The 18,853-nt window shown below is 63.9% G+C and carries 17 protein-coding genes and 1 tRNA gene; 17 read left to right on the top strand and 1 reads right to left on the bottom strand.

From position 1 onward, the window contains the following. Positions 1 to 41: 41 nt before the first annotated feature. The 16 genes from rlmN to NCCP691_RS13380 all read left to right on the top strand — a co-directional run bounded on the left by rlmN (position 42) and on the right by NCCP691_RS13380 (position 15,884). Positions 42 to 1,211 (top strand): dual-specificity RNA methyltransferase RlmN, encoded by a 1,170-nt coding sequence (gene rlmN / locus NCCP691_RS13305; RefSeq protein WP_220809032.1) that lies wholly within the window; start codon positions 42 to 44, stop codon positions 1,209 to 1,211. Further along, a complete protein-coding gene (gene pilW / locus NCCP691_RS13310; protein ID WP_238482424.1) occupies positions 1,208 to 2,002 on the top strand; it encodes a type IV pilus biogenesis/stability protein PilW in 795 nt (264 codons plus the stop codon). Before rlmN ends, pilW begins: the two co-directional genes overlap by 4 nt. After that, complete coding sequence (locus tag NCCP691_RS13315) at positions 1,995 to 3,041, top strand: helix-turn-helix domain-containing protein (protein WP_220809033.1); 1,047 nt, start codon at positions 1,995 to 1,997, stop codon at positions 3,039 to 3,041. Before pilW ends, NCCP691_RS13315 begins: the two co-directional genes overlap by 8 nt. An 8-nt stretch (positions 3,042 to 3,049) precedes the next feature. Continuing rightward, a complete protein-coding gene (ispG, locus tag NCCP691_RS13320; protein WP_220809034.1) occupies positions 3,050 to 4,312 on the top strand; it encodes a flavodoxin-dependent (E)-4-hydroxy-3-methylbut-2-enyl-diphosphate synthase in 1,263 nt (420 codons plus the stop codon). A 30-nt stretch (positions 4,313 to 4,342) separates the two neighbouring features. Next, positions 4,343 to 5,689 (top strand): histidine--tRNA ligase, encoded by a 1,347-nt coding sequence (gene hisS / locus NCCP691_RS13325; RefSeq protein ID WP_220809035.1) that lies wholly within the window; start codon positions 4,343 to 4,345, stop codon positions 5,687 to 5,689. Between the two features lie 18 nt (positions 5,690 to 5,707). Then, positions 5,708 to 6,352: a YfgM family protein gene (locus NCCP691_RS13330; RefSeq protein ID WP_220809036.1), complete on the top strand. Its 645-nt coding sequence runs from the start codon at positions 5,708 to 5,710 to the stop codon at positions 6,350 to 6,352. Positions 6,353 to 6,375: 23 nt separating this feature from the next. Next, on the top strand, positions 6,376 to 7,524 hold the full coding sequence (gene bamB / locus NCCP691_RS13335; protein WP_220809037.1) for an outer membrane protein assembly factor BamB: 1,149 nt from the start codon (positions 6,376 to 6,378) through the stop codon (positions 7,522 to 7,524). A 7-nt stretch (positions 7,525 to 7,531) separates the two neighbouring features. Further along, complete coding sequence (der, locus tag NCCP691_RS13340; RefSeq protein WP_220809038.1) at positions 7,532 to 8,875, top strand: ribosome biogenesis GTPase Der; 1,344 nt, start codon at positions 7,532 to 7,534, stop codon at positions 8,873 to 8,875. A gap of 120 nt (positions 8,876 to 8,995) precedes the next feature. After that, on the top strand, positions 8,996 to 9,232 hold the full coding sequence (hfq, locus tag NCCP691_RS13345; protein WP_136418236.1) for an RNA chaperone Hfq: 237 nt from the start codon (positions 8,996 to 8,998) through the stop codon (positions 9,230 to 9,232). A gap of 27 nt (positions 9,233 to 9,259) precedes the next feature. Next, positions 9,260 to 10,414: a GTPase HflX gene (gene hflX / locus NCCP691_RS13350; protein WP_238482425.1), complete on the top strand. Its 1,155-nt coding sequence runs from the start codon at positions 9,260 to 9,262 to the stop codon at positions 10,412 to 10,414. A 36-nt stretch (positions 10,415 to 10,450) separates the two neighbouring features. Beyond that, the gene (gene hflK, locus NCCP691_RS13355) at positions 10,451 to 11,746 is read left to right on the top strand and encodes an FtsH protease activity modulator HflK (RefSeq protein ID WP_220809039.1); all 1,296 of its coding nucleotides are present in this window, start codon (positions 10,451 to 10,453) and stop codon (positions 11,744 to 11,746) included. Continuing rightward, positions 11,746 to 12,636 carry a protease modulator HflC gene (hflC, locus tag NCCP691_RS13360; RefSeq protein WP_220809040.1) on the top strand — a complete coding sequence of 297 codons (891 nt, stop codon included), beginning with the start codon at positions 11,746 to 11,748 and terminating at the stop codon, positions 12,634 to 12,636. Before hflK ends, hflC begins: the two co-directional genes overlap by 1 nt. Before the next feature lie 45 nt (positions 12,637 to 12,681). Then, positions 12,682 to 12,837, top strand: coding sequence for a DUF2065 domain-containing protein (locus tag NCCP691_RS13365; RefSeq protein ID WP_238482433.1), 156 nt, complete (start codon positions 12,682 to 12,684; stop codon positions 12,835 to 12,837). 21 nt (positions 12,838 to 12,858) lie between these two features. After that, positions 12,859 to 14,007 (top strand): ATP phosphoribosyltransferase regulatory subunit, encoded by a 1,149-nt coding sequence (locus NCCP691_RS13370; protein WP_220809042.1) that lies wholly within the window; start codon positions 12,859 to 12,861, stop codon positions 14,005 to 14,007. An 8-nt stretch (positions 14,008 to 14,015) separates the two neighbouring features. Beyond that, positions 14,016 to 15,314, top strand: a complete 1,299-nt coding sequence (locus tag NCCP691_RS13375) for an adenylosuccinate synthase (RefSeq protein ID WP_220809043.1) — start codon at positions 14,016 to 14,018, stop codon at positions 15,312 to 15,314. A gap of 18 nt (positions 15,315 to 15,332) precedes the next feature. Next, the gene (locus NCCP691_RS13380) at positions 15,333 to 15,884 is read left to right on the top strand and encodes a phosphoribosyltransferase (protein ID WP_238482426.1); all 552 of its coding nucleotides are present in this window, start codon (positions 15,333 to 15,335) and stop codon (positions 15,882 to 15,884) included. 293 nt (positions 15,885 to 16,177) lie between these two features. Here the strand turns inward: NCCP691_RS13380 and NCCP691_RS13385 are convergent. Then, positions 16,178 to 16,264: transfer RNA gene (locus NCCP691_RS13385), tRNA-Leu, on the bottom strand. Between the two features lie 153 nt (positions 16,265 to 16,417). On the opposite strand from NCCP691_RS13385, the gene rnr reads away from it, so the two are divergent. Then, on the top strand, positions 16,418 to 18,853 hold the full coding sequence (gene rnr, locus NCCP691_RS13390) for a ribonuclease R (protein ID WP_220809044.1): 2,436 nt from the start codon (positions 16,418 to 16,420) through the stop codon (positions 18,851 to 18,853).

The following is an 18,853-nucleotide window of genomic DNA, read 5'->3' on the forward strand; positions in this document are numbered from 1 at the left end:
GCGGCTCCGCGCCGCTCCGACGGCAGTTTGAGAGAAATATCATGACGCAACTCACCAACCTGCTGGATTTCGATCCCGCGCAACTTGCCGCCTTCTGCGCCGGGTTGGGTGAGAAACCGTTCCGCGCCAAGCAGTTGCAGCGCTGGATACATCAGTTCGGTGTCGGCGATTTCGATGCCATGACCGACCTGGCGAAATCCCTGCGTGACAAGCTCAAGACGAGCGCGACGGTCGTTGCGCCCGCTGTCATCAGCGATCACACCTCGGCCGACGGCACCCGTAAATGGCTGCTGGATGTCGGCCAGGGCAACGCTGTCGAGACCGTCTTCATTCCCGAGGAAAACCGGGGCACGCTGTGCGTGTCGACCCAGGCGGGATGCGCGGTGAACTGCCGCTTCTGCTCCACCGGCAAGCAGGGATTCAGCCGCAATCTGACGGTTGGCGAGATCATCGGCCAGCTCTGGATGGCGGAGTTCGCCCTGCGCCGCAGCAAGGGCGTCGAGCCTGGTCCCAAGGGCGAGCGCCAGATCACCAATGTCGTGATGATGGGCATGGGCGAGCCGCTGCTCAATTTCGAGCCCACCGTCACCGCGCTCAGGCTCATGCTCGACGACAATGCATACGGTCTGTCCCGCAGGCGCGTGACCGTTTCCACGAGCGGCGTGGTGCCGATGATGGACAAGCTCGCACAGGAATGTCCTGTCGCCCTGGCGGTTTCGCTGCACGCGTCGAACGACCCCTTGCGCGACGGCCTGGTGCCGCTCAATCGCAAGTATCCGCTGGCCGAGTTGATGGCGGCCTGCGTGCGCTACCTGGACCACGCGCCGCGTGATTTCATCACCTTCGAATACTGCATGCTCGATGGCGTCAACGACAGCGACGAGCATGCGCGCGAACTGGTGGCGCTGGTGCGGCAGGGCAGTCAGCCGGTGCCGTGCAAGTTCAACCTGATTCCCTTCAACCCTTTCCCCGAGTCGGGCCTGAAGCGCTCGAACAATGCGCGCATCAAGGCGTTCGCCCAGATTCTGATGGACGCCGGCATCGTGACCACGGTGCGCAAGACGCGCGGTGACGATATCGATGCTGCCTGCGGACAGCTGGCGGGCGAGGTGCAGGACAGGACCCGGGTGCAGGAGCGTATGCAGAAAATGGTCGAATATCAGAAGAAATTCGGGCCGGGATTCGGCCGTATCGTCGAGGTGCGCAAGTGAGGCTGGCGGTTCGGCCCAGGCTTCTTGCCGCGACGCTGCTGGCCGCATTGCTGGCGGCGGGATGCGGCGCGCCGGGCGAGCGCGCCGGCGACCTGCCTACCGCGTCCGATCAGACCGACAGTCAGCGTCGTGCCCAGCTTCGACTCCAGCTGGCCATCAGCTACTATGAGCAGCGACAGATGGCGACGGCGCTCGACGAGATCAAGCAGGCGCTGACGGCGTATCCGAACTTTGCCGAAGCGCACAGCATGCGCGGGCTGATCTACATGGACATGGGCGAGAACCGGCTCGCGGAAGAAAGCTTCCAGCAGGCGCTCCGGCTTTCGCCGGCTTCGCCGGATTTCAACAACAACTACGGCTGGTTCCTGTGCCAGAACGGCAGGGAGCGCGAATCCCTGTCCTACTTCGAGACTGCGCTCAAGAGCCGCGCCTACCAGTCGCCGGCCAAGGCGCTGAACAACGCCGGCACATGCAGTCTGCGTCTGAAGGAAACGAAAGCGGCGGAGCAGTATTTTACGCGCGCGTTCCAGGCCGATCCGGGCAACCCGACTACCAACTTCAACCTGGCGAAAATCCATTACAACCAGGGCGACTATGAGCGGGCGAAGTTTTACGTCGGCCGCGTCATGAAGGCTGAAGTCATGAGCGCCGATGTGCTGTGGCTGGCGATCCGGATCGAGCGCAAGCGCGGCGACCGGACGGCGGAACAAAGCCTCGTCACGCAGTTGCGGCGCCGCCATGGATCGTCCGCAGAGTTCGCCGCATACCAGAGAGGTGCGTTCGATGAATGAGCAGGATAGCGGCGATCACATGCGGCCGGATGATAACCTCGCTTCGCAGCCCGCCATGTCGGCCGGCGCGCAGCTTGCGGCCGCGCGCGAAGCCCGCGGCTGGTCCATCGAGGACGTCGCGGCACAGCTCAATCTCGCACCTCGCCAGGTTTACGCGATCGAGACCGACAACCATGCTGCACTGCCGGGTCTGCCGATTACGCGCGGTTTCATCCGCGCCTATGCGAAGCTGCTGAAGATCGACGCCGCGCCGCTGCTGGCGACGCTGGGTGGGCAGGCCAGCGCGCCGATGGAGCCGAGCGCCACGCGCAAGGTCGTGTCCGCGCCTTTCGCCGAGTCGCGCCTGCCGTCACTTGGCGCGCGCAAGCGCTCGCCGCTGCCCGTGGTTGCCGTCGTGGCCGTGCTCGTGCTGGGTGCAGCCGGCTACTGGGTACTGCAGAACCGCGACCTTTTGCCCGCGATCCCTGGCGTCACATCGTCGCCGGCTGCAAGCGAACGGGCGCCCCAGTCGTCGGCCGAAACACCGGCTGCCGGGACCCCTGCGGCGCCCGCCGAAGGTGCGCCGGCGGCAGCGCCTGCCGAGCCGGCAGCGACGGCGGCGCCTGTGGCGCCAGTTGAGCCGTCCGCAAATCCCGCTGCGGATGCTCCGGCCGGCAATGCGCCCGCGCCAGCCACGTCGCCCGCATCCGCCGCTCCCGCATCAACGCCATCGGCCGGCGCCGCAAGCGTTCCGGCATCGGGGCAGCCGGCGTTGCCCGTGCCTGCACCGTCGGCCTCCGTTACCTCCGCGTCCGATGCGTCGGCCGACGTACTGCAACTCACCGCGCGCGAAGAGACCTGGGTCGAAGTGCGGCGCGTCAGCGGCAACGCTATCGTGCTGTCGCGGCTGCTGAAGCCCGGTGAGTCGCAGACCGTGCCGGTCGGCGAACCGCTGTCGGTGGTGATCGGAAACGCCGGAGGCGTCGACCTGACATTGCGCGGCTCGCCGGTGGCGCTCAAGGGCGGTACCGGTAATGTTTCGAAAATCACGGTTAAATGAGATTGAACATGGCAACTGACGCGCCGATTCCCTCCGGACCTCAGGCAAGACGCCTGACACGAGGCGTCACCATCCGCTACGGAACCAGGGAAGTCCTGGTCGGCGGCGGTGCGCCGGTGGTGGTCCAGTCCATGACCAACACCGACACGGCCGACGCCATCGCCACCGCGATCCAGGTGAAGGATCTCGCGCGCGCCGGCTCGGAGATGGTGCGCATCACGGTGAACAACCCCGAGGCGGCGCAGGCGGTGATCGCCATCCGCGAGCAGCTCGACAGGATGGGCATCGATGTGCCGCTGGTCGGGGATTTTCACTACAACGGCCACAAGCTGCTCACCGAGTATCCGGACTGCGCGCAGGCGCTGTCGAAGTATCGTATCAATCCGGGCAACGTCGGGCAGGGCGCCAAGCGCGACACCCAGTTCGCACAGATGATCGAAGTCGCCTGCCGCTACGACAAGCCGGTGCGCATCGGCGTCAACTGGGGCAGCCTGGATCAGTCCCTGCTGGCCCGTATCATGGATGAAAACGCGGCCCGCGCGGAGCCCTGGAGTGCCCAGGCCGTGATGTACGAAGCGCTGGTGACGTCCGCGATCGAGAACGCGCGGCGCGCCGAGGAACTCGGCCTGGCCGGCGACCGCATCATCCTCTCGTGCAAGGTATCGGGCGTGCAGGACCTGATCGCGGTGTACCGCGAGCTGGCACGCCGCTGCGATTACCCGCTGCATCTCGGACTGACCGAAGCGGGCATGGGCAGCAAGGGCATCGTGGCGTCGACTGCCGCATTGTCGGTGCTGCTGCAGGAAGGCATCGGCGACACCATCCGCATCTCGCTCACACCCGAACCCGGCGGCGACCGCACCCGGGAAGTCGTGGTGGGGCAGGAAATCCTGCAGACGATGGGACTGCGCAAGTTCACGCCGATGGTGATCGCTTGCCCGGGCTGCGGCCGCACCACTTCCACGGTGTTCCAGGAACTGGCGGACCGCATCCAGACTTACCTGCGCGAACAGATGCCTGTCTGGAAGCAGCAGTATCCCGGCGTCGAGAACATGAACGTCGCGGTCATGGGCTGCATCGTCAACGGCCCGGGCGAGTCCAAGCACGCCAATATCGGCATCAGCCTGCCGGGCACCGGCGAATCGCCGGCGGCGCCGGTATTCGTCGACGGCGAGAAGAAGATGACACTGCGCGGCGAACGCATCGCCGAAGAGTTCCAGGAGATCGTCCTGGACTATGTGAAGAGTCGTTATGGAAAGGCGGCCGCCTGATAAGGCCGCATCAAAGGTTTCAACAACAGAATGTCCGAAAACAAGAAGACTGAGAAAATCGTCGGCGTGAAAGGGATGAACGACATCCTGCCGGCGGATGCGCCCCTATGGGAGCTGTTCGAGAATACGGTGCAGTCGGTTCTCAAGAGCTATGGCTTTCAGCAGATCCGCACGCCGATCGTGGAGCCGACCGCGCTGTTCGCGCGCGGGCTCGGTGCGGTCACCGACATCGTCGAAAAGGAAATGTATTCCTTCGTCGACTCGATGAACGGAGACCAGTTGACACTGCGCCCGGAAAGCACCGCCGGCGTGGTCCGTGCCGCGCTCGAGCACAACCTGACTTACGACGGCCCCAAGCGCCTCTGGTATGCCGGCCCGATGTTCCGGCATGAGCGTCCGCAGCGCGGCCGCTACCGGCAGTTCCACCAGGTCGGCGCGGAAGCGCTCGGCTTTGCCGGCCCCGACATCGATGCAGAGCTGATCATGCTGTGCCAGCGGCTGTGGGACGATCTCGGCCTGCAGGGCATCCGCCTCGAACTCAACTCCATCGGCAACGCGGAAGAGCGCAACCGGCACCGGGCGGACCTGGTCGCCTATTTCGAGCAGCACAAGGATATCCTCGATGCGGACGCCCAGCGTCGCCTGCATTCGAATCCGCTGCGCATCCTCGATACCAAGAACCCGGCGATGCAAGACATGGTCAACGCGGCGCCGAAGCTGCTCGACTATCTCGGCGAAGAGTCGCGCACCCATTTCGAGGGTGTGCAAAAGATCCTGCGCCACAACAACATCCCGTTCACGATCAATACCCGTCTCGTGCGCGGTATGGACTACTACAACCGCACGGTGTTCGAGTGGGTGACGGATCAGCTCGGCTCGCAGGGCACGGTCTGCGGCGGAGGCCGGTATGACCCGCTGATCGAGATGTTCGGCGGCAAACCCACGCCTGCATGCGGATTCGCCATCGGCGTCGAGCGCCTGCTCGAACTGCTCAAGGCCAACGGCGAGCAATATGCACCCAACCAGTGCGACGTCTACGTCGTTCACCAGGGCGAAGCCGCGCAACTGCAGGCATTCGTCGTGGCCGAGCGGCTGCGCGACGCGGGGCTCGATGTGATACTGCACTGCGCCACGGCGGCCGGCGCCGGCAGCTTCAAGTCGCAAATGAAGCGTGCCGATGCGAGCGGTGCAGGTTACGCGGTCATCATCGGCGAGGACGAAGTCGCGGCCGGCGTCGCCTCGGTCAAGACGCTGCGCGCACAGGAAGGCGAGGGCGGCCAGCAGAGCGTGCCGCTCGAATCGGTCGCCGATTACGTGGTCGGCCAGATCACCTGCGGCGACGGCTGCGACGACCCTTCGCACCACCATCATCATTAATCGACTGACGATCTCCCCATGGCATACGATCTCGAAGAACAGGAACAGCTCGCCACGCTCAAGGCGTGGTGGAACAAGTACGGCGATCTCGTCACCTGGCTGCTGATCGCCGCGCTGGCCGGTTATGCGGCCTGGAGCGGCTGGAACTACTACCAGCGCAACCAGGCCACCCAGGCAGCCCTGCTGTACGACGAGCTGCAGAAAGCCGTCAGCGCGAAGGACAACGCGCGGGTACTGCGTGCGGCGGGCGACATGCAGAACAAGTTCGGGCGCACCGCCTATGCGCAGATGGCAGCGCTGGCAGCCGCGAAGACGGCATGGGAGTCCAAGGATGCGGCCGCCGCCAAGGCGCAGCTGCAGTGGGTGATCGACAACGGTCGGGACGCCGAGTACAAGGCGCTCGCACGCATCCGGCTGGCCGGCGTGCTGCTCGACGAGAAGGCGCATGACGACGCGCTGAAGGTGCTCGCAGCCGACATGCCGCCTTCGTTCGCCGCCGCGGCGGCGGACCGCAAGGGCGATATCCTGGCTGCGCAGAACAAGCTTGAGGATGCGCGCGCGGCGTGGAAGCTCGCACTGGACAAGACCGATGAGAAGAACCCGGCGCGCCAGCTGATTCAGCTGAAGCTGGATGCGGTCGGCGGCGCCCCGAAGGCAGCCTGAAAATAATAAAAGGGAGGTATTGAATGCGTCTGAAGGAAAAGCTCTGGTGTGTCGGGATGATTGCCGTTTTGGCAGGATGTTCCTCCCTCAATCCTTTTGCCAGCAAGGCGGCGCCCCGCAACCCGCCTGCGCCGCTGCAGGAAATCAAGCCCGCGCTCGGCGTGCGCACGGTATGGTCTGCGACGGTCGGCAACAGCGGCAACTACCAGTTCGCGCCCGCGCTTGCCGGCGACAGCGTCTACGCGGCGGCGGCGGACGGCACTCTGACCCGCATCGACGCCGCCAGCGGACGCAGCATCTGGCGGATCAGCGCAGGCGCGCCGCTGACGGCCGGCGTCGGCAGCGACGGCACCACCGTCGCGGTCGTGGCGGACAAGGGCGTGCTGATGGCGTTTGACGCCGACGGCAAGTTGCGCTGGAAGGTACAGGCATCGAGCGAGGTGCTTTCCGCACCGGCGGTCGGCCAGGGGCTGGTCATCGTGCGCAGCGCCGACAATCGCGTTTCCGCCTATGACGTCAGCTCGGGCACCCGGCGCTGGGTCGCGCAGCGGCCGACACCGCCGCTGACGCTGCGCAGCGCTCCCGGCCTCGTCATTTCAGGCAATAACGTCTATGTCGGCCTGCCCGGCGGCCGCCTGCTCGCATTGGCCCTGACCAATGGCGGCGCGCGCTGGGAAGTGGCGGTCGGCGACCCGCGCGGCACGACTGAACTGGAACGTATAGCCGACATGTCCGGCACGCCGGTGGTGCAGGGTGGCGAGGTCTGCGCGGTCGCCTATCAGGGACGGCTTGCCTGTTTCGATGCCGCTTCCGGCGCCGCCCGCTGGGGCAAGGAACTGTCGAGCGAAGTCGGCGTCGGTGTCGATGAACGGCATGTGTATGCCGCCGACGCCGCCGGCAATGTCACCGCTTTTGTCCGGGGCACGGGCAGCGGCGCGTGGCGCAACAACAAGCTCTCATACCGTCGTCTGTCGGCGCCGGTGCCCGTCGGCAAGGCAGTGGCGGTAGGAGATTTCGAGGGACACGTTCATTTTCTGTCGCGTGAAGACGGCGCCTTGCTCGCCCGCGTCCCGACCGACGGCAGCCAGATCAACGCCGGACTCGCCGCCGGCAACGGCGTGATGATTGTCCAGACCCGGGCGGGTACTGTCACGGCCCTGAAAGCAGAATAAGGAATTAATGAAGCCGGTTATTGCATTAGTAGGCCGACCGAACGTCGGCAAATCCACGTTGTTCAACCGGCTCACCCGGTCGCGCGACGCGCTCGTTGCCGACCTTCCCGGATTGACCCGCGATCGCCACTACGGTGAAGGCCGGATAGGCGAGCGCCCGTTTCTTGTCATCGACACCGGCGGTTTCGAGCCGGTGGCCAAGGACGGGATCATGCACGAGATGGCCAAGCAGACCAAGCAGGCTGTCGCGGAGGCCGACGTCGTCGTCTTCATCGTCGACGGCCGTCAGGGGCTCACGCCCCACGACAAGACCATCACCGATTTCCTGCGCAAGTCTGGACGACCGGTGATGCTCGTGGTGAACAAGGCCGAGGGCATGAAGTACACCACGGTCACCGCCGACTTCTACGAGCTCGGTCTCGGCGACCCGTACGTGATCTCGGCGGCGCATGGCGATGGCGTGATGGATCTGGTCAACGAGGCACTCGATGCCGCGTTCGCCCAGCGTCCCGCCGAAGAGGCCGCGCCGGACCCGGCAACCAGGGGAATCAAGCTGGCGATCGTGGGCCGGCCGAATGTCGGCAAGTCCACGCTCGTCAATACGCTGCTCGGGGAAGAGCGGGTGATCGCCTTCGACATGCCGGGCACGACCCGGGACTCGATCGAAATTCCTTTCGAGCGCGACGGCAAGCACTACACCCTCGTCGACACCGCCGGCATCCGCCGCCGCGGCAAGGTCTTCGAAGCGATCGAGAAGTTTTCGGTGGTCAAGACCCTGCAGTCCATTTCGGAAGCCAATGTCGTTCTGCTGCTGCTCGACGCGCAACAGGACATTTCCGAACAGGACGCGCACATCGCAGGCTTCATCCTCGAGTCCGGGCGCGCGCTCGTCGTCGGGGTCAACAAGTGGGACGGCCTGGACAACGACCGGCGCAACCAGATCAAGATGGACATGGAGCGCAAGCTGAACTTCCTGTTCTTTGCCAAGTTCCATTTCATCTCCGCCCTCAACAATAGCGGCATCGGGCCGCTGATGAAGTCGGTGGACGCCGCCTATGCCGCCGCCATGGCCAAGCTGTCCACGCCGCGACTGACCCGTGCCCTGATCGAGGCGGTCGAGCACCAGCAGCCGAGGCGCAAGGGATCGATCCGGCCGAAACTGCGCTATGCTCACCAGGGCGGCCAGAACCCGCCGGTCGTGGTCATCCACGGTAACGCCCTGGAAGCGATCGACGATAACTACAAGCGCTACCTGGAAAAGCACTTCCGCGAAACTTTTTCGTTAGTAGGCACTCCATTACGTATCGAACTGCGTTCCGGAAAGAACCCCTTTGTCAGGGAAGAAAGGTAGTTTGTACGGATTGCCAGCCACCGACGAAATCGTATACATTCATTATTAACAATATTTCGGGCGCTTGAAATTCCTTCGGGTCGCCTCCAACTCCTATCACAACAACACAACGGAGCCGCCATGAGCAATAAAGGGCAACTTCTACAAGACCCCTTCCTCAACGCCTTACGCAAAGAGCACGTCCCGGTTTCGATCTACCTCGTCAACGGAATCAAGCTGCAAGGCCACATCGAGTCCTTTGACCAGTATGTCGTTCTGCTGCGCAATACCGTCACGCAGATGGTCTACAAGCACGCCATTTCCACCGTCGTGCCGGCCCGCGCAGTCAATCTCAACCTCGAATCCGACGCGGAATAACCTATCGTCACCTCGTCCCAACCTCAAATGCGCGCAGCCCTGGTCGGTGTTGATTTCGGCAAGGGCGACTTTGCCGCGAGCCTCGAAGAGCTTTCCCTGTTATCCCGTTCGGCGGGTGCGGAGCCGGTCGTCACAATCACCGGCAAGCGCTCCAGCCCGGACGCGGCCCTGTTCGTCGGGTCGGGAAAGGCCGAAGAAATCGCCGGCGCGGTCGGCGATGAAAAACTCGACCTGGTCATCTTCAATCATGCGCTCTCGCCGGCGCAGCAGCGCAATCTCGAGCGTCACCTGAAAACCCGGGTGATCGACCGCACCAGCCTGATTCTCGACATCTTTGCGCAACGCGCGCAAAGCCACGAGGGCAAGGTGCAGGTCGAACTCGCGCAGCTGCAGCATCTCGCCACCCGCCTGATCCGGGGCTGGACCCACCTTGAGCGTCAGAAGGGCGGTATCGGCTTGCGCGGTCCCGGTGAGACGCAGCTCGAAACCGACCGCCGTCTGCTCGGCGACCGGGTAAAAGCCCTGCGCGCGAGACTCGACAAGCTGCACAAGCAGCGTGAGACCCAGCGACGCGCGCGCGGCCGCAACAACACGTTCTCCGTCTCGCTGGTGGGCTATACCAACGCCGGCAAGTCGACCCTGTTCAATGCGCTGACGAAGGCTCAGGCCTACGCGGCCGACCAGCTGTTCGCCACGCTCGACACCACCTCCCGGCGCATTTACCTCCCTGAAGTCGGCAATATCGTCATTTCAGACACGGTCGGTTTCATTCGCGAGCTGCCGCACCAGCTGGTGGCTGCCTTTCGTGCCACGCTGGAAGAAACCATCCATGCGGACCTCCTGCTGCATGTCGTCGACGCCGCCAGTCCGGTGAGGATGGAGCAGATCGAGCAGGTCAACGATGTGCTGGCGGAGATTGGCGCGGATCACATTCCCCAGATTCTCGTCTGGAACAAGATCGACGCCGCCGGCATGGAACCAACGGTGGAACATGATGAATATGATAAAATCCGCCGGGTTTTCATCAGTGCCCGGACCGGCGCCGGCCTCGATCTCCTTCGGGACGCGATCGCCGAGTACGCGAAGGGGAGCGCGGAGGCGCATCTGGAGCATCTGAACGTGCCTGACGATATCGCGCGTGACAAGGGGCCGCTTCCTCTCAGGGGCCAGCCGGAACAATAAGCAGGAAGTCATCAACATAAGCCGGATAGCGAGAGAATGCCTATTCCTCTAATCAAAAAAATCGGCCTCAAGTTTTCTTTGAATGATCCAAGGTGGGGGCGGGGCAATCAGGATAACGACGGTCAGAACCAGGACGGCAAGCGGCCCAATGACGGGCCGCCCGATCTTGATCAGCTGTGGCGCGATTTCAATCAGCGCCTGAACCGCCTTTTCGGAGGCAAAGGGGGCGGTCGTGGCGATAATGGCGGGTTTGGACCCGACATGAAAGGCGCGGGAATCGGCGTCGGCCTGATTGCCGCCATCATTGCCTTCCTCTGGCTCGTCAGCGGCTTCTTCATCGTCCAGGAAGGCCAGACCGCAGTCGTCATGACCTTCGGTAAGTACGACGCGCCGGCCCGTCCGGCGGGTTTCAACTGGCGCTGGCCCTATCCGATACAAAGCCACGAAATCGTGAACGTGTCGCAGGTGCGCACGGTCGAGGTCGGCTATCGCGCCAACATCAAGAACAAGCAGCCCCGCGAGTCCCTGATGCTGACCGACGATGAGAACATCATCGATATCCAGTTCGCCGTCCAGTACCGCCTGAAGGATGCCGCCGAGTGGGTCTTCAACAACCGCGATCAGGAAGAAACCGTGCGCCAGGTGGCAGAGACCGCCATCCGTGAGGTTGTCGGCCGCAGCAAGATGGATTTCGTGCTGTACGAAGGCCGGGAGAAGGTCGCCTTCGACGCGGGCCAGTTGATGCAGCAGATCGTCGACCGCTACAACGCCGGCGTGCAGATCGCCAACGTGACCATGCAGACCGTGCAGCCGCCCGAGCAGGTCCAGACCGCTTTCGACGACGCGGTCAAGGCCGGCCAGGACCGCGAGCGCCAGAAGAACGAGGGCCAGGCCTACGCGAACGACGTGATTCCGCGTGCCCGCGGCGCGGCATCGCGCCTGCTGCAGGAGGCAGAAGCCTACCGCTCGCGTGTCGTCGCGAATGCCGAGGGTGATGCCTCCCGCTTCCGCCAGGTGCTGGTCGAATACCAGAAGGCGCCTGCCGTCACCCGCGACCGCATGTACCTGGAAACCATGCAGCAGATTTTCACCAATACCGCGAAGATCATGGTCGACAGCCGCAGCGGCAGCAACCTGCTGTATCTGCCGCTGGACAAGCTGATCTCGCAGACGGCGAGCGAGGCCAACCCGGCTCGCAACGGCGCAGCGTCCGGGCAGCAGCCTGCCGCCCAGCCGAGCGCCGACGCCCTGCAGCAGAATATGGAAACGCAACGACAGAGGGATTCCCGCACGCGCGACAGCCGGGATGCCCGTGACAGGGAGACGCGCTGATGAACCGTCTGGTGTCTTATTCGATCGCAGCGCTGATCGTCCTGTCGGTGCTGATGTCCACGCTGTTCGTGGTCGACCAGCGCAAGTTCGCCATCGTGTTCGCGCTTGGCGAAGTCAAGAAGGTGATCAGCGAACCCGGCCTGCACTTCAAGCTGCCGCCGCCTTTTCAGAATGTGATCTTCCTCGACAAGCGCATCCTGACGCTGGATACGCCCGAAGCCGACCGCTTCATCACGGCCGAGAAGAAGAACATCCTCGTGGATGCCTACGTGAAGTGGCGCATCGCCGACCCGCGCCTGTATTTCGTCAGCTTCACCGGCGACGAGCGCCGCGCGCAGGACCGGATGTCGCAGATCATCAAGGCAGCGCTCAACGAAGAGATCACCAAGCGCACGGTGCGCGAAGTGATCTCCGGCGAGCGCGGCAAGGTGATGAACGCGATTCACAAGAAAGTAACCGACGAGGCCAAGCAAATCGGCGTCGATATCGTCGACGTGCGCCTCAAGCGCGTCGACTATGTCGAGCAGATCAACAACTCGGTGTACGACCGGATGCGCGCCGAACGGGTGCGTGTGGCCAACGAATTGCGCTCCACGGGTGCGGCCGAGTCGGAAAAGATCCGCGCAGACGCCGATCGTCAGCGGACCGTGATCCTGGCCGAGGCCTATCGTGAAGCCGAACAGATCCGCGGTGACGGCGACGCCAAGGCGACGCAGATCTACGGCCAGGCATTCGGCCAGAACCCCGAGTTCTTCAAGTTCTACCGCAGCCTGGAGGCCTATCGCGCGAGCTTCAAGGGCCGCAACGACATGCTCGTGGTCGACCCGAATTCCGAGTTCTTCCGGTATTTCAAGAATTCCTCCGCCGGCCCCGCCGCAAACGCGAAGTAAAGATGGCCGGTCGTGGAGAATCCGTGGTTAACCGCTCTTGGAATGATGTTCCTCCTCGAGGGCATCATTCCTTTCCTCTTTCCCGGGCGGTGGCGCGGCATCTTTGATCGCATCTGCCGCCTGAGGGACGGGCAGATCCGATTTCTCGGCCTGGGCGCCGTGGTGGTCGGCTTCGCTCTCCTGTGGCTGGCTCCTCTCTAATTCATTCAGCTTCTTCCCGCCATGCCGAACTGGCTCCTCCCTGAAAACATCGCCGACGTTCTGCCGTCCGAAGCGCGCAAGATCGAAGACCTGCGGCGCGCGCTGCTCGACCATTTCCGTCTCTACGGCTACGAGCTGGTCATGCCGCCGATGCTGGAATATCTCGAGTCGCTGCTGACCGGCGCCGGAAAGGACATGGACCTGCGCATCTTCAAGCTGGTCGACCAGTTGTCCGGACGGACCATGGGCGTGCGGGCGGACATGACGACGCAGGTTGCGCGCATCGACGCGCACCTGCTCAACCGCGACTCGGTTACGCGCCTCTGCTATGCGGGGAGTGTCCTCCATACCCGTCCCTCGGGCTTCCATTCAACCAGAGAGCCGGTGCAGATCGGGGCGGAGATTTACGGTCACGCCGGCCTGGAAGCGGATGCCGAGATCCAGGAACTGGCGCTGGCCTCGCTCGCACTGGCGGGTTTTGGCGAAGTCCGCCTCGACTTGTGCCACGTCGGCGTGCTTCGGAGCATCATCGCGGGAGATGAGGCGGCCAGGCGGCATGAAGCCGAGCTGTTTGCGCTGCTCGAGTCCAAGGACGTGCCCGGCCTGCGGGGCCTCTGCCGGAATTTCGCGCCCGAGACGGGGGCCGCGCTGCTCGCATTGCCCGGCCTGTACGGCGGGGTCGAGGTGCTTGAACGCGCGCGAGCGCTGCTCGGCGCGATCCCGGGCGTCGCCCGGGCGCTTGACGAACTGGAAACGCTGGCGCGCCAGGCGGGCGCTGCAGCAACGGTTACAGTGGATATGGCGGACCTTCGCGGATACCATTACCACAGCGGCGCGATGTTTGCGGCTTACGTAGCGGGCTTGCCCAATGCCGTCGTCCGCGGCGGACGCTACGACCACGTCGGCGAAGCGTTCGGCCGGTCCCGACCGGCGACCGGATTCTCGATGGACTTGCGCGAACTGGCGCGCTTGATGCCGGGCGCCGAACGCAAGCGTGCGATCCGCGCCCCGTGGGGCACCGATGCCGCGCTGCGGGAAAAAATCACTGAATTGAGAAAACAGGGCGAGGTCGTCATCCAGACCTTGCCCGGTCATGAAAATGACCAGGATGAATTCGACTGCGACCGCGCAGTCGTGTGGGAAAACGGAAACTGGATTCTTAAAAACTAGGCAAAAGCATGGCAAAGAACGTCGTTGTCATCGGCACCCAATGGGGCGATGAAGGAAAAGGGAAGATCGTCGACTGGCTGACCGATCACGCGCAGGGCGTGGTCCGCTTTCAGGGCGGACATAACGCAGGCCACACGCTGGTGATCGGCGGGCAGAAGACCGCCCTGCAGCTCATCCCCTCGGGCATCATGCGTGCCGGCGTGGCCTGCTATATCGGCAACGGCGTGGTGCTGTCCGTGCCCGACCTGCTGCGCGAGATCGACAAGCTGCAGGCCAACGGGGTCGAGGTGGTCTCCCGCCTGAAGGTGTCCGAAGCCTGCCCCGTGATTCTGCCGTACCACACCGCCCTCGATGCCGCCCGCGAGGCGGCCCGCGGCGCGGCCAAGATCGGCACCACCGGCAAGGGCATCGGTCCCGCTTATGAAGACAAGGTGGCGCGCCGTGCGATCCGCGTGGCGGACCTGCTGAATGCCGAGCGCTTTACCGAAAAGCTGCGCGAGAACCTGGATTACCACAACTTCGTGCTGACGCACTACCTGAAGTCCGACGCCGTGGATTTCCAGAAGACGCTCGACGATGCGCTTGCGCTCGTGCCGCGCCTGGCGCCCATGGTGGCCGACGTGTCCAGCGCGCTCTATGCCGCGCACAAGGCAGGCGGCAACCTGCTGTTCGAGGGCGCGCAGGGCAGCCTGCTCGACGTCGATCATGGCACCTATCCGTTCGTCACCTCCAGCAACTGCGTGGCGGGCAATGCGGCTGCCGGCACCGGCGTCGGCCCGAACATGCTGCATTACGTGATGGGCATCACCAAGGCTTACACGACGCGCGTCGGCTCAGGCCCGTTCCCGTCCGAGCTGCCGACCGATCAGGGCGTCGGCAAGCACCTGGCCAGCGTCGGTCATGAATTCGGCACGGTGACCGGTCGCGCACGCCGCTGCGGCTGGTTCGATGCAGCGCTGCTGCGCCGCTCCGTCCAGATCAACGGGGTGTCCGGCATGTGCCTGACCAAGCTCGACGTGCTCGACGGACTCGAGTCGCTGCAGCTGTGCACCGGCTACAAGCTCGACGGCAGGATGGTCGACATCTTCCCGGTCGGCGCCGAGGATGCATCGCGCTGCGAGCCGGTGTACGAAACCATGCCGGGCTGGGCCGAGTCCACCGTCGGCGCCAAGTCGCTGGACGCGCTGCCGGCCAATGCGCGCGCCTACATCAAGCGCATCGAAGAGTTGGTCGGGGTGCCGGTCGACATGATCTCCACTGGTCCGGATCGCGAGGAAACCATCGTCCTTCGCCATCCATTCGCCTGACGCCGCAGGATGCAAGAGATGACAGACAAAATGAACGACATGTCCAGCGACAAGGACCTGTGGGTATCCTGGGACGACTACAACCGGGCCGTGGTCGGACTGGCGCGAATGATTCACGAGTCGGGCTGGAAGTTCGACCAGGTGCTGTGCCTCGCGCGCGGCGGCCTGCGCCCGGGCGACATTTTTTCGCGGATATTCGATGTGCCGCTGGCGATACTCTCGACCAGTTCATACCGGGAAGATGCCGGCACCGTGCGCGGTTCGCTCGACATCGCCAAGCACATCACGATCACCAAGGGCGCGCTCGCCGGCAGGATTCTCCTGATCGACGACCTCGTCGACTCGGGGGTGACGCTGGAGAAGGTTCAGGCCCACCTGAAGGAAAACTTCCCCTCGGTGACCGAAGTCCGCACCGCGGTGATCTGGTGCAAGGCCTGCTCTTCGGTGCGGCCGGATTACTATCTGCACTATCTGCCGACCAATCCCTGGATCCATCAGCCGTTCGAGGAGTATGACAGCCTGCGCCCGCACCAGCTGTCGGCATGGCTGAAGAAGGGCGAACCCGGTTGAGGCGTCCGAGCGGCGGCGCGGCCGGTTCGTGCCGCACCGTTCAAACGTGTGCCGGGGCAGAACTTGCCCCTCGATTCAGACTCAAATTTGCCGGTCGCAGAGATACGAGCGAAGGAGAGGGCGGTGCCATGAATGAAAAACCCGTTGCTCGCCAACGGGTTTTTTGTTTGGGCGGTGAACGGCGATCACGCGACGAGGTGGTTGCGCGATGTGGCAGGCAAGAGGAAGCGCGGGGTGGACGATTTCCGGGGCGGAAAAAGAAAAAGGTCCGCGATTGCGGACCTTTTTAAACCTGGTGCCCAGAAGAGGACTCGAACCTCCACAGTGTTGCCACCGCTAGGACCTGAACCTAGTGCGTCTACCAATTCCGCCATCTGGGCTGCGAAAGACAGGCATTATATCGGAATTTCTGGTCATGTCAATTCGCGGGTGCAATGCAGTGAATTCAGTGATGAGGCGGGGGCATTAGGACAATGCAACAGTAGTCCGTTACACTAGCCCCTGAATGAATAACAATTTTAACGAAGCAGCTTTTGAGCCAATTTCAATACTCCATTCCCAGCCGTGAAGAAATCCTCGGCATCTTGCGAACCGTGGGCGCGCCGCATGACCTGCAGTCGCTCGCCGCCGCACTCGATGTGAAGCCCGAGGAAATCGACGCACTCACCCGACGCCTCAATGCGATGGAACGTGACGGTCAGATCAAGCCGAACCGCAACGGCGAATACCAGCTTGCGCACCAGACCAATTTCCTCGAAGGGCGCGTCAGCGGCCATCGCGAGGGTTACGGATTTCTGATTCCCGACGACGGCGGCGACGACATCTTCCTCCCCGAGAAGGAAATGCAGAAGGTGCTGCACGGCGACCGGGTACAGGTACGCATCGTCGGCCTCGACCGCCGCGGCAGGCCGGAAGGCAGCATCGTCGAAGTGCTGGAACGGGCCAACACCCAGGTCATCGGCCGCCTGCTCAATGAAAACGGCGTGTGGCTGGTGGCGCCCGAGGACAAGCGCATCGGCCAGGATATTCTGCTCTCGGGATCGCCAGGCAAGGCCAAGACCGGCCAGGTCGTGACCGTCGAACTGATCGAGCAGCCCTCGCGCTACACCCAGCCGGTCGGCAAGATCGTCGAGGTGCTCGGCGACATCGACGACCCCGGCATGGAGATCGAGATCGCGGTACGCAAGTATGGCGTGCCGCACGAGTTTTCCGATGCCGCCCTCAAGCTCGCGGCCAAGCTGCCGCTGGAGGTGAGGGAAGCGGACCTGCAGGACCGGGTCGACCTGCGTGACGTGCCACTAGTGACGATCGACGGCGAAGACGCGCGCGACTTCGACGATGCGGTGTACTGCGAACCGGTCAAGATCGGCCGCAGCAACGGCTTCCGCCTGATCGTGGCCATCGCGGACGTCAGCCATTACGTCAAGCCCAACGATGCCCTGGACGAGGACGCGCTCGAGCGCAGCACCTCGGTGTATTTCCCGCGGCGGGTGATACCGATGCTGCCGGAAAAACTGTCCAACGGCCTGTGCTCGCTGAACCCCGCGGTGGACCGCCTGGTGCTGGTCTGCGACGCCGTCATCACCGGCAAGGGCGAGATCAAGGCATACCAGTTCTATCCGGCGGTGATCCATTCCGCGGCCCGCCTGACCTACACGGAAGTGGCGGCGATACTGGGCAACACCAAGGGACCGGAAGCCGCGAAGCGGCAGGCGCTGGTGCCGCATCTGCAGAACCTCTACGGCGTCTTCCAGGCCCTGCTGCAAGCCAGGCAGGCGCGCGGCGCCATCGATTTCGAGACGACCGAGACCTATATCGTCTGCAATGCGGCGGGCAAGATCGAACAGATCCTGCCGCGTACGCGCAATGACGCCCACCGCCTGATCGAGGAGTGCATGCTCGCGGCCAACGTCTGCGCCGCCGACCTGCTCGCCCGTCACAAGCATCCGGGGGTGTACCGGGTACACGCCGGGCCGTCGAAAGAGAAGCTCAACCAGGTCCGCACCTTCCTCAAGCAGATGGGATTGCACCTGGGCGGGGGCGACACGCCGGTGGCCTCGGACTATGCCGAACTGATCCCGAAGATCAAGATGCGGCCGGACGCGGTGCTGCTGCAGACCATGCTGCTGCGCTCGATGCAGCAGGCGGTCTACAGCCCGGACAATATCGGACACTTCGGCCTCGCCTACGAGGCCTATGCACACTTCACCAGTCCGATCCGGCGCTATCCCGACCTGCTGACCCACCGCGCGATCAAGGCCATCCTCCAGGGCAAGCGCTATGAGCCCAAGGGCATCGACCTGAGTCAGCTCAACACGCAGCTTTCGCCCGCCGCCCGCCGCATGGCCGCCGAGGACAAGGCAAGCGGCAAGAAAAAGAAGGAAGGCGACCTCGCGATCTGGGAAGCGCTCGGCATCCATTGCTCCGCCAATGAAAGACGGGCCGACGAAGCCTCGCGCGACGTCGAGGCATGGCTCAAGTGCTATTTCGTGCGCGACAAGCTCGGCGAGGAATTCACCGGCACGATTTCCGGCGTCGCGCCCTTCGGTATCTTCGTTCAGCTCGATGCGCTGTTCATCGAGGGCCTGGTGCATGTCACCGAGCTCGGTTCCGATTACTTCCAGTACGACGAAGTGCGGCATGAATTGCGCGGCGAGCGCACCGGCATCCGCTACCAGTTGACCGATCGCGTGACGGTGCAGGTGAGCAGGGTGGATCTGGACGCGCGCAAGATCGATCTGCGCCTGGTCAACGAGCCCGATATCCGCACCGTGATCAAGAACGAGGCGCGCCGCGCCGATGCCGCCCAGTCGGCCGAGAAGAAGCCCAAGGCGAAGAAGGCGGCCAAGCCCGCGACCAGGACGGCGGGCGCCTCGGCGGGCGCGCGCAAGGGCGCGGCATCCAACAGCACCAACAGCAGCAAGAGCGCCAAGACGGCCCGCACCAGGAACGGCAAGAAGAAACGATAA

It is taken from the genome of Noviherbaspirillum aridicola, from assembly GCF_019656455.1.
GTDB lineage: Bacteria > Pseudomonadota > Gammaproteobacteria > Burkholderiales > Burkholderiaceae_D > Noviherbaspirillum > Noviherbaspirillum aridicola.

Excerpts from the sequence above, each read along its gene's own strand:
- rlmN (WP_220809032.1), top strand. The coding sequence starts at position 42 with ATGACGCAACTCACCAACCTGCTGGATTTCGATCCCGCGCAACTTGCC.
- NCCP691_RS13315 (WP_220809033.1), top strand. The coding sequence starts at position 1,995 with ATGAATGAGCAGGATAGCGGCGATCACATGCGGCCGGATGATAACCTC.
- ispG (WP_220809034.1), top strand. The coding sequence starts at position 3,050 with ATGGCAACTGACGCGCCGATTCCCTCCGGACCTCAGGCAAGACGCCTG.
- hisS (WP_220809035.1), top strand. The coding sequence starts at position 4,343 with ATGTCCGAAAACAAGAAGACTGAGAAAATCGTCGGCGTGAAAGGGATG.
- NCCP691_RS13330 (WP_220809036.1), top strand. The coding sequence starts at position 5,708 with ATGGCATACGATCTCGAAGAACAGGAACAGCTCGCCACGCTCAAGGCG.
- bamB (WP_220809037.1), top strand. The coding sequence starts at position 6,376 with ATGCGTCTGAAGGAAAAGCTCTGGTGTGTCGGGATGATTGCCGTTTTG.
- der (WP_220809038.1), top strand. The coding sequence starts at position 7,532 with ATGAAGCCGGTTATTGCATTAGTAGGCCGACCGAACGTCGGCAAATCC.
- hfq (WP_136418236.1), top strand. The coding sequence starts at position 8,996 with ATGAGCAATAAAGGGCAACTTCTACAAGACCCCTTCCTCAACGCCTTA.
- hflX (WP_238482425.1), top strand. The coding sequence starts at position 9,260 with ATGCGCGCAGCCCTGGTCGGTGTTGATTTCGGCAAGGGCGACTTTGCC.
- hflK (WP_220809039.1), top strand. The coding sequence starts at position 10,451 with ATGCCTATTCCTCTAATCAAAAAAATCGGCCTCAAGTTTTCTTTGAAT.
- hflC (WP_220809040.1), top strand. The coding sequence starts at position 11,746 with ATGAACCGTCTGGTGTCTTATTCGATCGCAGCGCTGATCGTCCTGTCG.
- NCCP691_RS13365 (WP_238482433.1), top strand. The coding sequence starts at position 12,682 with ATGTTCCTCCTCGAGGGCATCATTCCTTTCCTCTTTCCCGGGCGGTGG.
- NCCP691_RS13370 (WP_220809042.1), top strand. The coding sequence starts at position 12,859 with ATGCCGAACTGGCTCCTCCCTGAAAACATCGCCGACGTTCTGCCGTCC.
- NCCP691_RS13375 (WP_220809043.1), top strand. The coding sequence starts at position 14,016 with ATGGCAAAGAACGTCGTTGTCATCGGCACCCAATGGGGCGATGAAGGA.
- NCCP691_RS13380 (WP_238482426.1), top strand. The coding sequence starts at position 15,333 with ATGACAGACAAAATGAACGACATGTCCAGCGACAAGGACCTGTGGGTA.